Raw genomic sequence first — 13,796 nt, 5'->3', positions numbered from 1 at the left:
TGGCCTGCTTCCTTGCGGGAAGCGGGGCGCATCATATCAAATGACGCGCCCCTGTAAAGACTTCCTTTGCTAAATTGAATCGTTTGCCTGATTTTTATGCATAAAGCCGCAAAGCTAATCAATTCATTTTATAAAGGATTAAAGAATTATCGTTCTGTTACCGTACACAAAGACACGCTGCGCCAGCACCTGATACAGCGCCCGGCTTAACACATTTTTCTCAACGTCGCGTCCGGCACGCATCATATCTTCTGCCGTGTAGGTGTGATCGACATGAATCACGTCCTGCATGATGATTGGGCCTTCATCCAGGTTGTCATTCACGTAGTGCGCCGTGGCGCCAATGATCTTCACGCCGCGCTCGTACGCCTGGTGATAAGGACGCGCCCCGATAAAGGCCGGCAGGAACGAGTGGTGAATATTGATGATCTTATTCGGGAACCGCGCGACGAAGGATGGCGTCAGCACGCGCATGTATTTCGCCAGCACCACGTAATCCGGGTTATGCGCTTCGATGGCCTGCGCCATTAAATTGTCATGCTCTTCGCGGGTGTGGCCCTCATGGCTGACCAGCTCAAACGGAATATCAAAGCGCTCAACCAGGGTGCGCAGCGTCTCGTGGTTGCCAATGACCGCGGCGATCTCCACATCCAGACCGCCGTAGTTGGCTTTCATCAGCAGATCGCCCAGACAGTGGGCCTCTTTGGTGACCAGAATCACCACACGGCGACGACCGGCGGGAGTCAGCTCGCGCACGGAACCTTCCGGCAGCGCGCCGTCCAGATCGGCCAGCAGCGTCACGTCATTGAAAATCCCTTCCAGCTCGGTACGCATAAAGAAGCGGCCGGTACGGTGATCAACAAACTCGTTGTTCTGCACGATGTTAAGTTCATGCTTATAGCAGATGTTGGTAATACGGGCGATCAGCCCTTTCTGGTCGGGACAAATGGTGCGCAGCACTTTGCGTTGTGTTGATTGCATTGCCGGAAAATCCTTTGCATGTTTGCTGAAACGGTGTCGTCAGGCCTTATTGCCCGCAACACTTTTTAAATTTTTTACCTGAACCACAGGGGCAGGGGTCATTACGACCGAACTGCGGACGCGTACCATCAATATAGTACCACCGTCCGCCTTCCTTTAAGAAACGCGAGCGTTCGATGATGGCGCCCGCTTTCCCCTGCTCGGTAAAGCGGGCAACAAAACTGACAAATCCCTCGTTTTCGTCCTTGCCTACTGCCGTTTCGTACTGGGTCAGACCGGCCCATTGCGTATTCGCAAAACCGGCCTCGATCTCCTGACGAAAATCAACAGCATGGCACGATGGGTGCCAGGTCTTAACCAGGTAGTCTGCGTCCCGCATCACAAAAGCGGTATATCGGGACCGCATAAGTGAGGCCGGGTCCGGTGCAACCTGTTCACCAGTAAGATATCGCTGGCAACATAGGCTATACTCGTGAGCGCTACCGCAGGGACAGAGTTGAGACACGATGCTCTTCCTGAAACTAAAAATGAATGGCGCATTACGCCAGGGTGGCACTATGTTAACTGAGCGGTTGCAATGACGCTATGCCAGGAATCCAGGGGACGTTAAACAGGGCTAATGAGAAAAGTTAAAATCGGACTGGCGTTGGGCTCGGGAGCAGCCCGGGGCTGGTCACATATTGGTGTGATCAACGCCTTACAACGTTTAGGTATCGAAATTGATATTGTCGCAGGCTGTTCAATAGGTTCTCTGGTGGGGGCCGCTTATTCGTGTGGCAAACTCCCCGAGCTTGAAACCTGGGTACGTTCCTTTAGCTACTGGGACGTCCTGCGCCTGATGGATCTCTCCTGGCAACGTGGTGGGTTATTACGCGGTGAGCGCGTCTTCAACCGTTTCCGCCAGGTTATGCCCCTGACCGAATTCTCCAGCTGCCGGATGCCTTTCGGTGCGGTTGCGACCAACCTCAGCACCGGCCGTGAAATCTGGTTCACCGAAGGCGATATCCATCTTGCCGTACGCGCCTCCTGCAGCATGCCGGGCCTGATGGCGCCGGTTCCGCACAATGGCTACTGGCTGGTGGACGGCGGCGTTGTTAATCCTGTACCGATTTCACTGACCCGCGCGATGGGGGCCGACATCGTGATTGCGGTCGATCTCCAGCATGATGCTCACCTGATGCAGCAGGACCTGATGCCGGTAAATACCCAAACGGATGATGGTGCACTTGACGATCTCGCCTGGCATGAACGCCTGCGCGGACGTCTGAGCCGTGTGGCGACGCGTAAACGGGTTGCCGCGCCAACGGCGATGGAGATTATGACCACCTCGATTCAGGTGCTGGAAAATCGCCTGAAACGCAATCGAATGGCGGGTGACCCGCCGGATATATTGATTCAACCTTTTTGTCCACAAATTTCAACGCTCGATTTCCATCGTGCAGAGGCGGCAATAACCGCTGGCGCACAGGCAGTCGAAAAGAAAATGGATGAATTATTACCTTTGGTGCGGGCTTCTGCCTGAGCACGCTTTTTTTGATTACTTCAGCAAAATCTGACAGGCGATAGTACCGATAGCATGCCACTATTGATCTATTGTCAGCGCCGGGAGAGACCATGACACAACCATTAGCCGGGAAACAAATTCTTATAGTTGAAGACGAGCCTGTTTTCCGCTCACTACTGGATTCGTGGCTTTCATCACTGGGAGCAACAACAGCACTTGCAGGGGATGGCGTCGACGCCCTGGAAAAAATGGCAGGGCTGAAGCCCGATCTTATGATTTGTGATATCGCCATGCCGCGGATGAACGGCCTGAAGCTGGTGGAACATTTACGTAACGCGGGGGATCAGATCCCCATCCTCGTTATTTCCGCGACCGAGAATATGGCCGACATCGCCAAAGCGTTGCGTCTGGGGGTGCAGGATGTCCTGCTCAAGCCGGTGAAAGATCTTAATCGCCTGCGTGAAACTGTCCTCGCGTGCCTCTATCCCAATATGTTTAATTCGCGGGTAGAAGAAGAAGAGCGACTCTTTCAGGACTGGGATGCGCTGGTTAATAACCCCACTGCGGCGGCAAAGCTTTTACAGGAATTGCAGCCTCCGGTGCAACAGAACATCTCCGGGTGCAAAGTGAATTACCGTCAGCTGATGGCCGCCGATCAACCTGGACTGGTGCTGGATATCGCCCCGTTATCCGATAACGATCTGGCATTTTATTGTCTGGATGTTACCCGGGCGGGGGATAATGGCGTGCTGGCTGCGTTATTATTACGCGCCCTGTTTAATGGCTTGCTCCAGGAACAACTTTCTCATCAGGGACAACGCCTGCCAGAGTTGGGGAGTTTACTTAAACAGGTTAACCAGCTGCTGCGTCAGGCAAGTTTACCCGGACAATTTCCGTTACTGGTCGGTTATTACCACAGCGGCCTGAAAAATTTGATTCTGGTCTCTGCCGGTCTTAATGCCACGCTTAATACTGGCGAACATCATATTCAGGTCAGCAACGGCGTTCCGTTAGGAACCTTAGGCAATACCTATCTCAATCAAATAAGCCACCGCTGCACCTCATGGCAATGTCAAATTTGGGGAACAGGAGGGCGGTTACGCTTAATGTTGTCCACGGAATAATCAGTTGGAATTTAAACGGTAGATAGCTTTACCGCCGTTTCATTGGCAATGCTACTATCGGTGCAAGTTATCATTCGTATTTATCCTAATTAAGCGGTAGCGCGTCTTTTTCAGACCTGGACTTCACCCTCCGACTGATATACTGAACGCGTTATTAATGCAGACTAAAGTTCAAAACATGAACAGTTCAGGAGAGTTTCAATGGCTGCCGTAAATTCGAAAGTGACAAAGGCCGTTATCCCGGTTGCCGGGTTGGGAACCAGGATGCTGCCAGCAACGAAGGCAATTCCAAAAGAGATGCTGCCACTCGTTGATAAGCCATTAATCCAGTATGTGGTCAACGAATGTATTGCCGCCGGCATTACTGAAATTGTGCTGGTAACACATTCATCCAAAAACTCTATCGAAAACCATTTCGATACCAGTTTTGAACTCGAAGCCATGCTGGAAAAACGTGTTAAGCGTCAGCTTCTGCAGGAAGTGCAGTCTATTTGCCCGCCGCACGTTACTATTATGCAGGTTCGTCAGGGGCTGGCAAAAGGTCTGGGCCATGCGGTGCTGTGTGCTCATCCGGTTGTAGGTAACGAGCCGGTGGCGGTTATTTTACCGGACGTTATTCTCGACGAGTTTGAATCCGATCTGTCTCAGGATAACCTGGCAGAAATGATTAAACGTTTCGATGAAACCGGCAGCAGCCAGATTATGGTTGAGCCGGTTGAAGATGTGACCGCATACGGCGTTGTAGACTGCAAAGGCGTGGAGATGAACCCGGGCGACAGCGTGCCTATGGTGGGCGTGGTTGAGAAGCCAAAAGCCGACGTAGCGCCATCTAATCTGGCTGTGGTAGGGCGTTATGTCCTGAGCGCAGAGATTTGGCCGCTGCTGGCGAAAACGCCTCCAGGCGCCGGAGATGAAATCCAGCTGACCGACGGCATCGACATGCTGATCGAAAAAGAGACCGTTGAAGCCTACCATATGAAAGGTAAGAGCCATGACTGCGGTAATAAACTCGGTTACATGCAGGCCTTTGTTGAATATGGTATTCGCCACCAGTCACTGGGTGAAGAATTTAAAGACTGGCTGAAAGATACGCTGGACATTAAAAACTAACCAGGCGCTGATGCGCTAAGCAAAAACCGGTGATAGCCTGGCTACACCGGTTTTTTTATGCGTTTTTGATGGGGGCTCGGGCTCAGAGGAATAGTAGAGGCTAAAATTTATATGACAGCATGTAACCGAATGTCACACCGTATAAAATACAGGCATAAAAAATCCCGCATTAAGCGGGATTTTTCGGATAACTTGCTAACTTATTCCTGAATCAGGAAGTCGTCCAGTTGTTTACCTTGCTCGTCCATGGCTTTTTTGATAACAGCTGGAGTACGACCCTGGCCAGTCCAGGTTTTAGATTCGCCGTTCTCATCGATGTAGCTATATTTAGCCGGGCGTGCAGCACGTTTAGCTTTGGTGCCTGTTTTAGCGGCAGCCATGCTGTTCAGCAATTCGTTTGGATCAATACCATCAGCGATCAGCATTTCACGATATTGCTGCAGTTTACGAGTACGTTCTTCGATCTCAGCAGCCGCGGCGTTTTCTTCTTCACGACGCTCATTAACCACGACTTCTAATTTCTCCAGCATTTCTTCAAGCGTTTCCAGAGTACATTCTCTCGCCTGGGCACGAAGAGTACGGATGTTGTTCAGAATTTTAAGTGCTTCGCTCATTGTAGTAATCTCAAACTTATAATGTGGGGGGTTTGTTGAAGTAATAATAGAGGCATAAATTGATATATGCAATAGGTCAGAATGTAAGGAATTCAAAAAACACCTAATATTTGTCACTATTATTAATATCGTTAACTTAAATTCCAGCGGCGAAAAGAGGGCTACGTTATCAACAGATGTGTAGTAAACCTGACGGCTAACTCTTTTTTTGTGGGTAATTTTATCTGCGATTATTGTTACTCAGGATAAATATCAACCTTTCGTATTAGTACTGGAAACACGGTTGACCGCTGAAACAGTTAATTATTCCTGCCTCATTTTTGACTCTGTTAGTCCATTAAAATAATAGATTTTTCCTGAACTTACCGATTTTAAAGCCGTTATTCATTTGATGTTTTAACCTGCCTTTACCGCTGCCTGTTGTATATCCAGGCAGGAAAACAATGCCCCGAACTGCCGACAAAGCGCGCTGTAGCACGGAAGACCAGACAAAATATGGTACAATCGCGCATCGGTAATAATACACATTGATTAGGGTTTAACGGCCAATGGCACAACTGTATTTCTACTATTCAGCAATGAACGCAGGTAAGTCGACCGCATTACTGCAATCCTCCTACAATTACCAGGAGCGCGGGATGCAGACCCTGGTTTACACCGCAGAGATTGACGATCGTTTCGGTAGCGGAAAGGTTAGCTCGCGAATTGGTCTCTCGTCACCGGCAAAGCTATATAACCCACAAACCAATCTGCTGGAAGAGATCCGCGCAGAGGTTGCTAATCAGGCTGTGCATTGTGTGCTGGTGGATGAGAGCCAGTTTTTAACGCGCCAGCAGGTGCATGAGTTATCAGAAGTGGTCGACGAACTGGATATTCCGGTGCTCTGTTATGGCCTGCGTACTGATTTTCGCGGCGAGCTGTTTACTGGCAGTCAGTATTTACTGGCCTGGTCGGATAAACTGGTTGAATTGAAAACCATCTGTTTCTGCGGCCGTAAAGCGAGTATGGTGCTGCGTCTCGATCAGGCTGGCAAACCCTATGCTGAAGGCGAGCAGGTAGTGATTGGCGGCAATGAGCGCTATGTATCCGTCTGCCGTAAGCATTATAAAGAAGCGCTGGTTGTAGGCTCTCTGACGGCCATTCAGGATGCCTGTCGTCGTTAACGACGCTATTTCATCTCTCCGTTATCCCTGGAGCACAGACATAAAAAAACCCGCCGGAGCGGGTTTTTTATTTAGCGATTAATTAAGCGCTTTTCTTCGCTTTCTTTTCCGCTTTGACTACGACGTCTACAGCAGGTGCAACTGATGCCGCTACGCCTTCAGAGTATTCACGGCCGTAGTAAGTATCCAGCAGGATCTGTTTCAGCTCTGCGATCAGTGGGTAGCGCGGGTTCGCACCAGTACACTGGTCATCAAAGGCATCTTCAGACAGCTTGTCAACGTGTGCCAGGAAGTCAGCTTCCTGAACGCCCGCTTCACGGATAGACTTAGGAATACCCAGTTCCGCTTTGATGCTATCCAGCCATGCCAGCAGCTTCTCGATCTTCGCAGCAGTGCGGTCACCAGGTGCGCTCAGGCCCAGGTGGTCAGCGATTTCTGCATAGCGACGACGAGCCTGCGGACGGTCGTACTGGCTGAATGCGGTCTGCTTAGTCGGGTTGTCGTTAGCGTTGTAACGGATAACGTTAGAAATCAGCAGGGCGTTCGCCAGACCGTGAGGAATGTGGAACTGAGAGCCCAGCTTGTGCGCCATGGAGTGACACACACCCAGGAAGGCGTTAGCAAACGCGATACCGGCGATGGTGGCAGCACTGTGCACACGCTCACGGGCAACAGGGTTTTTAGAGCCTTCGTTGTAAGACGCTGGCAGGTTCTCTTTCAGCAGTTTAAGCGCCTGCAGAGCCTGGCCGTCAGAGAACTCAGAGGCCAGCACGGAAACGTAAGCTTCCAGGGCGTGAGTTACTGCATCCAGACCACCGAATGCACAGAGTGATTTCGGCATATCCATAACCAGGTTGGCGTCAACAATCGCCATATCCGGGGTCAGCGCATAGTCTGCCAGTGGATATTTCTGACCGGTTGCATCGTCGGTTACAACGGCAAACGGCGTCACTTCAGAACCGGTACCGGAAGTGGTGGTGACGGCGATCATTTTCGCTTTCACGCCCATTTTCGGGAACTTGTAGATACGTTTACGGATATCCATAAAGCGCAGCGCCAGCTCTTCGAAGTGCGTTTCCGGGTGTTCGTACATGACCCACATGATTTTGGCTGCATCCATTGGGGAGCCGCCGCCCAGCGCGATGATCACGTCTGGTTTGAAGGAGTTTGCCAGCTCTGCACCTTTGCGAACAACGGTCAGGGTTGGGTCAGCTTCTACTTCGAAGAACACTTCAGTTTCCACACCAGCAGCTTTCAGCACAGAGGTGATCTGGTCTGCGTAGCCGTTGTTGAACAGGAAACGGTCGGTCACGATGAGCGCACGTTTGTGGCCATCAGTAATCACTTCATCCAGCGCGATTGGCAGAGAGCCGCGGCGGAAGTAGATAGATTTCGGAAGTTTATGCCACAACATGTTTTCAGCTCGCTTAGCAACGGTTTTCTTGTTGATCAGGTGCTTAGGACCAACGTTCTCAGAGATGGAGTTACCACCCCATGAACCACAACCCAGAGTCAGGGAAGGCGCGAGTTTAAAGTTATACAGGTCACCGATACCACCCTGAGAAGCAGGGGTGTTGATCAGGATACGTGCAGTTTTCATCATCTGGCCGAAGTGCGCGACACGTTCAGGCTGGTTATCCTGGTCGGTGTACAGGCAGGAGGTATGACCGATACCGCCCATGGCAACCAGTTTCTCTGCTTTAACGACCGCGTCTTCAAAATCTTTCGCGCGGTACATTGCCAGCGTTGGAGACAGTTTTTCGTGAGCAAACGGCTCGCTCTCGTCAACGACACTCACTTCACCAATCAGGATCTTAGTGGTAGCCGGAACGGTGAAGCCTGCCAGTTCAGCAATTTTGTATGCTGGCTGACCTACGATGGCGGCGTTCAGTGCGCCATTTTTCAGGATGATGTCCTGAACGGCTTTCAGCTCTTTGCCCTGCAGCAGGTAGCCGCCGTGGCTGGCGAAACGTTCGCGAACGGCATCGTATGCGGAGTCAACAACCACAACGGACTGCTCGGAAGCACAGATAACGCCGTTGTCGAAGGTTTTAGACATCAGTACGGATGCAACAGCACGTTTGATATCGGCGGTTTCGTCGATAACAACCGGGGTGTTACCTGCACCTACGCCGATAGCCGGTTTACCGGAGCTATACGCGGCTTTAACCATGCCTGGACCACCGGTCGCAAGGATCAAGTTAATGTCAGGGTGGTGCATCAGCGCGTTAGACAGCTCCACAGAAGGTTGATCGATCCAGCCGATCAGATCTTTCGGTGCACCTGCAGCGATCGCCGCTTGCAGAACGATATCGGCCGCTTTGTTGGTCGCATCTTTAGCACGTGGGTGTGGAGAGAAAATGATTGCGTTACGCGTCTTCAGGCTGATGAGCGATTTGAAGATAGCAGTAGAAGTTGGGTTGGTTGTCGGAACGATACCGCAGATGATACCGATAGGTTCTGCAATGGTGATGGTACCGAAAGTGTCATCTTCAGACAGGACGCCGCAAGTCTTCTCATCTTTATAGGCGTTGTAGATATACTCAGAAGCGAAGTGGTTTTTAATCACTTTATCTTCAACGATACCCATACCGGATTCGGCAACGGCCATTTTAGCGAGAGGGATTCGAGCATCTGCAGCAGCCAGAGCGGCGGCGCGGAAGATTTTATCAACCTGTTCTTGGGTGAAATTGGCATATTCACGCTGGGCTTTTTTTACGCGCTCTACAAGTGCGTTAAGCTCTGCGACATTAGTAACAGCCATAATGCTCTCCTGATAATGTTAAACTCTTTTAGTAAATCAGCTGCTCGACACGAAAACAGTATAGTCAGCGCCTTTGCCACTTGCTTAACTTACATAAAAACAAGGTGTTAACGTTTTTATCGTTCCCCTGATTTACTAAAAGAGCCTCCCATCAGTAGCCTACGTTCAGATACTGAATCTCCGTGGTGGCGTAATCAAGATTACTCACTTCTGAGTACGGAAAACATGATCTGTATCAATTTATCCATAAGCTGATACCTTTCAGCAGGGGTATTTTGGGCCGTTTTATCAGATGTTAAATAATTGCAAAAGCAATTGAACCACAGGAATGCATTTAGTACACAAATATTTTACAGCGTCAAACCACTATAATTCGCAATATTGTGATGAAGTGCATGCGCAAAAAGCGTATCTTCTGCGCGGTTATTGGTGTTGCCACCTCTTTATCTTGAGTCTTGCTTATCAGCGGAGCTAACTGTGAGCCTATCGCTCTTTGATTTTCCTACCTATTTTAAGTTTTTTATCGGTCTGTTCGCGCTGGTTAACCCGGTGGGCATTATTCCTGTCTTTATCAGTATGACCAGCTACCAGACCGCGCTTGCCAGAAATAAGACCAACCTGACGGCAAACCTGTCGGTTGCGATCATCCTGCTGACCTCTCTTTATCTTGGCGACTCTATATTGCAGATTTTTGGCATCTCTATTGATTCGTTCCGGATTGCCGGCGGGATCCTGGTGGTGACCATCGCGATGTCGATGATCAGCGGCAAATTGGGTGAAGACAAACAAAACAAACAAGAAAAATCAGAGACTGCTATCCGCGAAAGTATTGGCGTGGTGCCGCTGGCGTTGCCCTTAATGGCGGGGCCGGGTGCCATCAGTTCCACCATCGTCTGGGGAACGCGCTACCACAATCTAATGCATCTGATTGGCTTCTCGATTGCCATTGCGCTGTTTGCGTTCTGCTGTTGGGGCGTATTCCGTATTGCCCCCTGGCTGGTGCGGCTGCTTGGTCAGACCGGCATTAACGTTATCACCCGTATTATGGGTCTTCTGCTGATGGCGCTGGGGATTGAATTTATTGTTACCGGGCTGAAATCAATATTTCCGGGCTTATTGAGTTAACCATTTCAAATGAAAGCGCGGCGCCAGTGGCGCCGTTTTTTTTGTCATTATCAGCAAATCATATAATGAAAGTTGAAAATCGCTTTAACTATAATAAATTTTACTAATAATTTTGTTTTGTTAAATATCAAACACTTGTCTCCCATCCCGGCCCCGTACTGGTCACATTCCGCGCAACAAGACTGTTATTTTACTCACACGATACTCTGGGGCTTGCTGCGGGATAACTGAGATGATATTAGTAATTTGATGAATGAATTAGATGAATGTGCTAAATAATAGACAGTTGTTAATTTTTTGTACAAACAACACCTCGTCTTCAGCACTGCGACGCCACCGTCGAGCACACTTTCTACATCCCATTGAAAAGCGAAGGTTTTCTGGGCTTTTGATGCGCGGCAGGGTAGCCCACAACTTAACGGTAACTTCCGTAAAAGAGAATTGGTTAACAAATTTGCAAAATGTATTGGCACCCGGGAAAGCCATTTGGTACTTTCCGGCCTTATATTTTCCGCAGAAATCTTTTAGATGAGAATCTTTTTCATTAACGATTCTGATCTAAAAGAATTAAGACAGGCCTCGACAGGGGAGGCTGTTAAGAATCGACGCAAGGCGGCCAGACGAGCCGTTAGTAATAGTAAAGTCGGTGATAGCGAGAAGTAAAAACGCCTGACAGCAGCATAAACTCCTACGTTGTCAGGGAACCCCAAAAAAGGGGAATTAAACAGGCTGGTAAAAAACCAGTAATTATAAAGAGTGGAGTATCAACACAATGTCCAACATCACAAAAAAAAGTCTGGTCGCGGCGGGGATTTTAACTGCGCTAATCGCGGGCAACGTTGCAATGGCTGCTGACGTACCTGCTGGGGTTCAGCTGGCGGAAAAGCAAACGCTGGTGCGTAACAACGGTGCTGAGGTTCAGTCTCTGGATCCGCACAAAATTGAAGGTGTACCGGAGTCTAACATTAACCGCGATCTGTTCGAAGGTCTGCTGGTTACTGACGTAGACGGTCACCCGGTTGCCGGGGTTGCTGAAAAATGGGAAAACAAAGACTTTAAAGTCTGGACCTTCCACCTGCGCAAAGACGCAAAATGGTCTGACGGTTCTCCGGTTACCGCACAAGATTTCGTTTATAGCTGGCAGCGCCTGGCGGATCCAAATACCGCCTCTCCGTATGCGAGCTATCTGCAGTATGGCCATATCGCCAATATCGATGACATCATCACCGGCAAAAAACCGATTACCGACCTCGGCGTAAAAGCGATCGATGACAATACCTTCGAAGTGACCCTGAGCGAGCCAGTCCCGTATTTCTACAAACTGCTGGTTCACCCGTCCGTTTCCCCTGTTCCAAAAGCAGCGGTTGAGAAATTCGGCGAGAAGTGGACCCAGCCTGCCAATATCGTTACCAACGGCGCCTACAAGCTGAAAGCCTGGGTTGTTAACGAGCGTATCGATCTGGAGCGTAATACCAATTACTGGGATAACGCGAAAACCGTTATCAATCAGGTCACCTACCTGCCAATCTCTTCTGAAGTGACTGACGTTAACCGCTACCGCAGCGGCGAAATCGACATGACCTATAACAACATGCCGATCGAACTGTTCCAGAAGCTGAAAAAAGAGATCCCGGCTGAAGTTCACGTTGACCCGTATCTGTGTACCTATTACTACGAAATCAACAACCAGAAAGCGCCATTCACCGACGTTCGCGTGCGTACCGCGCTTAAGCTGGCACTGGATCGCGATATCATCGTGAATAAAGTGAAAAACCAGGGCGACCTGCCGGCTTACAGCTACACCCCGCCGTATACCGATGGCGCGAAGCTGACCGAGCCAGAATGGTTCAAAATGACCCAGGAACAGCGTAATGCTGAAGCGAAGAAACTGCTGGCCGAAGCCGGTTATACCGCTGACAAGCCGTTGACCTTTAGCCTGCTGTACAACACTTCAGATCTGCATAAAAAACTGGCTATCGCCGTCTCGTCCATCTGGAAGAAAAACCTGGGCGCGAACGTGAAGCTGGAAAACCAGGAGTGGAAAACCTTCCTGGACAGCCGTCATCAGGGCACCTTTGATGTGGCGCGTGCAGGCTGGTGTGCGGACTATAACGAACCAACCTCCTTCCTGAACACCATGCTGAGCGACAGCTCGAACAACACCGCGCACTATAAGAGCGCAGAGTTCGATAAGCTGATCGGCGATACCCTGAAAGTCACGGACGAAGCGCAGCGCGCTGAGCTGTATTCGAAAGCAGAACAGCAGCTTGATAAAGACTCTGCGATCGTGCCGGTTTACTACTACGTGAACGCCCGTCTGGTGAAACCGTGGGTAGGTGGTTATACCGGTAAAGACCCGATGGATAATATCTACGTTAAAAACTTGTATATCATCAAGCATTAATGGCAATGAGTGGGGCGGGCGATGCCTGCCCCACGGTGTCTACTCATCGTAATACTATATAGGCACACGCCAGAAGGTACGGGCAATGTTGAAATTTATCCTACGTCGCTGTCTTGAAGCGATCCCAACGCTTTTTATTCTCATAACGATCTCCTTCTTTATGATGCGTCTCGCGCCGGGTAGTCCATTTACCGGTGAACGTACGCTGCCGCCAGAAGTGATGGCGAATATCGAAGCGAAATACCATTTAAACGATCCGATCTCCACCCAGTATTTCAATTATCTGAAGCAGCTGGCCCACGGCGATTTTGGACCGTCATTTAAATATAAAGACTATTCCGTAAACGATCTGGTGGCGTCCAGCTTCCCCGTTTCGGCTAAATTAGGCGCCGCGGCATTTTTACTGGCCGTTATTCTTGGCGTCACGGCGGGCGTGATTGCCGCGCTGAATCAAAATACCAAATGGGACTACGCCGTAATGGGGGTGGCAATGACCGGGGTCGTCATACCGAGTTTTGTCGTCGCACCCTTGCTGGTCATGATATTCGCTATCACCCTTAAATGGTTGCCCGGCGGCGGCTGGAATGGCGGGGCGCTGCAGTACATGATTCTGCCGATGGTGGCGCTGTCACTGGCCTATATTGCCAGCATTGCGCGTATTACCCGTGGTTCGATGATTGAAGTCCTGCACTCCAACTTCATCCGTACCGCACGCGCGAAAGGGCTGCCAATGCGCCGGATTATTTTCCGTCATGCGTTGAAACCTGCGTTATTGCCGGTTCTCTCTTATTTAGGCCCAGCGTTCGTCGGTATCATTACCGGTTCAATGGTTATCGAGACCATCTATGGTCTGCCTGGTATCGGCCAGCTGTTCGTTAACGGCGCCCTTAACCGCGACTACTCTCTGGTATTGAGTCTGACCATCCTCGTCGGTGCGCTGACCATTTTCTTTAACGCGATCGTCGATGTGCTCTATGCCGTTATCGATCCGAAAATCCGCTACTGAC

At 50.1% G+C, this 13,796-nt stretch carries 11 protein-coding genes; 7 read left to right on the top strand and 4 right to left on the bottom strand.

The window, feature by feature from the left end:
- Positions 1-138: 138 nt before the first annotated feature.
- Positions 139-981 (bottom strand): formyltetrahydrofolate deformylase, encoded by an 843-nt coding sequence (purU, locus tag ES815_RS22725; RefSeq protein WP_142489837.1) that lies wholly within the window; start codon positions 979-981, stop codon positions 139-141.
- Positions 982-1,027: 46 nt separating this feature from the next.
- Positions 1,028-1,486: a YchJ family protein gene (locus ES815_RS22720; RefSeq protein ID WP_142489836.1), complete on the bottom strand. Its 459-nt coding sequence runs from the start codon at positions 1,484-1,486 to the stop codon at positions 1,028-1,030.
- A 114-nt stretch (positions 1,487-1,600) separates the two neighbouring features.
- Between ES815_RS22720 and rssA the strand changes: the two genes are divergently transcribed.
- The 3 genes from rssA to galU all read left to right on the top strand — a co-directional run bounded on the left by rssA (position 1,601) and on the right by galU (position 4,719).
- Complete coding sequence (gene rssA, locus ES815_RS22715; RefSeq protein WP_142489835.1) at positions 1,601-2,503, top strand: patatin-like phospholipase RssA; 903 nt, start codon at positions 1,601-1,603, stop codon at positions 2,501-2,503.
- A gap of 92 nt (positions 2,504-2,595) precedes the next feature.
- The gene (rssB, locus tag ES815_RS22710; protein WP_142490111.1) at positions 2,596-3,609 is read left to right on the top strand and encodes a two-component system response regulator RssB; all 1,014 of its coding nucleotides are present in this window, start codon (positions 2,596-2,598) and stop codon (positions 3,607-3,609) included.
- Positions 3,610-3,810: 201 nt separating this feature from the next.
- Positions 3,811-4,719, top strand: a complete 909-nt coding sequence (gene galU / locus ES815_RS22705) for a UTP--glucose-1-phosphate uridylyltransferase GalU (protein WP_142489834.1) — start codon at positions 3,811-3,813, stop codon at positions 4,717-4,719.
- 200 nt (positions 4,720-4,919) lie between these two features.
- Here the strand turns inward: galU and hns are convergent, their stop codons facing one another.
- On the bottom strand, positions 4,920-5,333 hold the full coding sequence (gene hns, locus ES815_RS22700) for a histone-like nucleoid-structuring protein H-NS (protein ID WP_039030686.1): 414 nt from the start codon (positions 5,331-5,333) through the stop codon (positions 4,920-4,922).
- Positions 5,334-5,881: 548 nt separating this feature from the next.
- Between hns and tdk the strand changes: the two genes are divergently transcribed.
- On the top strand, positions 5,882-6,496 hold the full coding sequence (gene tdk / locus ES815_RS22695; RefSeq protein WP_142489833.1) for a thymidine kinase: 615 nt from the start codon (positions 5,882-5,884) through the stop codon (positions 6,494-6,496).
- Between the two features lie 82 nt (positions 6,497-6,578).
- On the opposite strand, the gene adhE is transcribed toward tdk, so the two are convergent.
- Entirely contained in the window at positions 6,579-9,260 is a 2,682-nt protein-coding gene (gene adhE, locus ES815_RS22690) for a bifunctional acetaldehyde-CoA/alcohol dehydrogenase (protein WP_142489832.1), read from the bottom strand.
- 477 nt (positions 9,261-9,737) lie between these two features.
- Between adhE and ES815_RS22685 the strand changes: the two genes are divergently transcribed.
- The 3 genes from ES815_RS22685 to oppB all read left to right on the top strand — a co-directional run bounded on the left by ES815_RS22685 (position 9,738) and on the right by oppB (position 13,795).
- Positions 9,738-10,385, top strand: coding sequence for a YchE family NAAT transporter (locus tag ES815_RS22685; RefSeq protein WP_106993184.1), 648 nt, complete (start codon positions 9,738-9,740; stop codon positions 10,383-10,385).
- 772 nt (positions 10,386-11,157) lie between these two features.
- Positions 11,158-12,789 carry an oligopeptide ABC transporter substrate-binding protein OppA gene (gene oppA / locus ES815_RS22680; protein WP_142489831.1) on the top strand — a complete coding sequence of 544 codons (1,632 nt, stop codon included), beginning with the start codon at positions 11,158-11,160 and terminating at the stop codon, positions 12,787-12,789.
- Positions 12,790-12,874: 85 nt separating this feature from the next.
- On the top strand, positions 12,875-13,795 hold the full coding sequence (oppB, locus tag ES815_RS22675) for an oligopeptide ABC transporter permease OppB (RefSeq protein WP_032611266.1): 921 nt from the start codon (positions 12,875-12,877) through the stop codon (positions 13,793-13,795).
- Position 13,796 lies beyond the last annotated feature (1 nt).

The organism is Leclercia adecarboxylata, from assembly GCF_006874705.1.
In the GTDB taxonomy this organism is placed as follows: Bacteria; Pseudomonadota; Gammaproteobacteria; order Enterobacterales; family Enterobacteriaceae; genus Enterobacter; species Enterobacter adecarboxylatus_C.
This window is presented reverse-complemented; position numbering and strand designations above follow the sequence as displayed.

Coding starts and splice junctions, on each gene's coding strand:
- purU (WP_142489837.1), bottom strand. CDS start 981: ATGCAATCAACACAACGCAAAGTGCTGCGCACCATTTGTCCCGACCAG.
- rssA (WP_142489835.1), top strand. CDS start 1,601: ATGAGAAAAGTTAAAATCGGACTGGCGTTGGGCTCGGGAGCAGCCCGG.
- rssB (WP_142490111.1), top strand. CDS start 2,596: ATGACACAACCATTAGCCGGGAAACAAATTCTTATAGTTGAAGACGAG.
- galU (WP_142489834.1), top strand. CDS start 3,811: ATGGCTGCCGTAAATTCGAAAGTGACAAAGGCCGTTATCCCGGTTGCC.
- hns (WP_039030686.1), bottom strand. CDS start 5,333: ATGAGCGAAGCACTTAAAATTCTGAACAACATCCGTACTCTTCGTGCC.
- tdk (WP_142489833.1), top strand. CDS start 5,882: ATGGCACAACTGTATTTCTACTATTCAGCAATGAACGCAGGTAAGTCG.
- adhE (WP_142489832.1), bottom strand. CDS start 9,260: ATGGCTGTTACTAATGTCGCAGAGCTTAACGCACTTGTAGAGCGCGTA.
- oppA (WP_142489831.1), top strand. CDS start 11,158: ATGTCCAACATCACAAAAAAAAGTCTGGTCGCGGCGGGGATTTTAACT.
- oppB (WP_032611266.1), top strand. CDS start 12,875: ATGTTGAAATTTATCCTACGTCGCTGTCTTGAAGCGATCCCAACGCTT.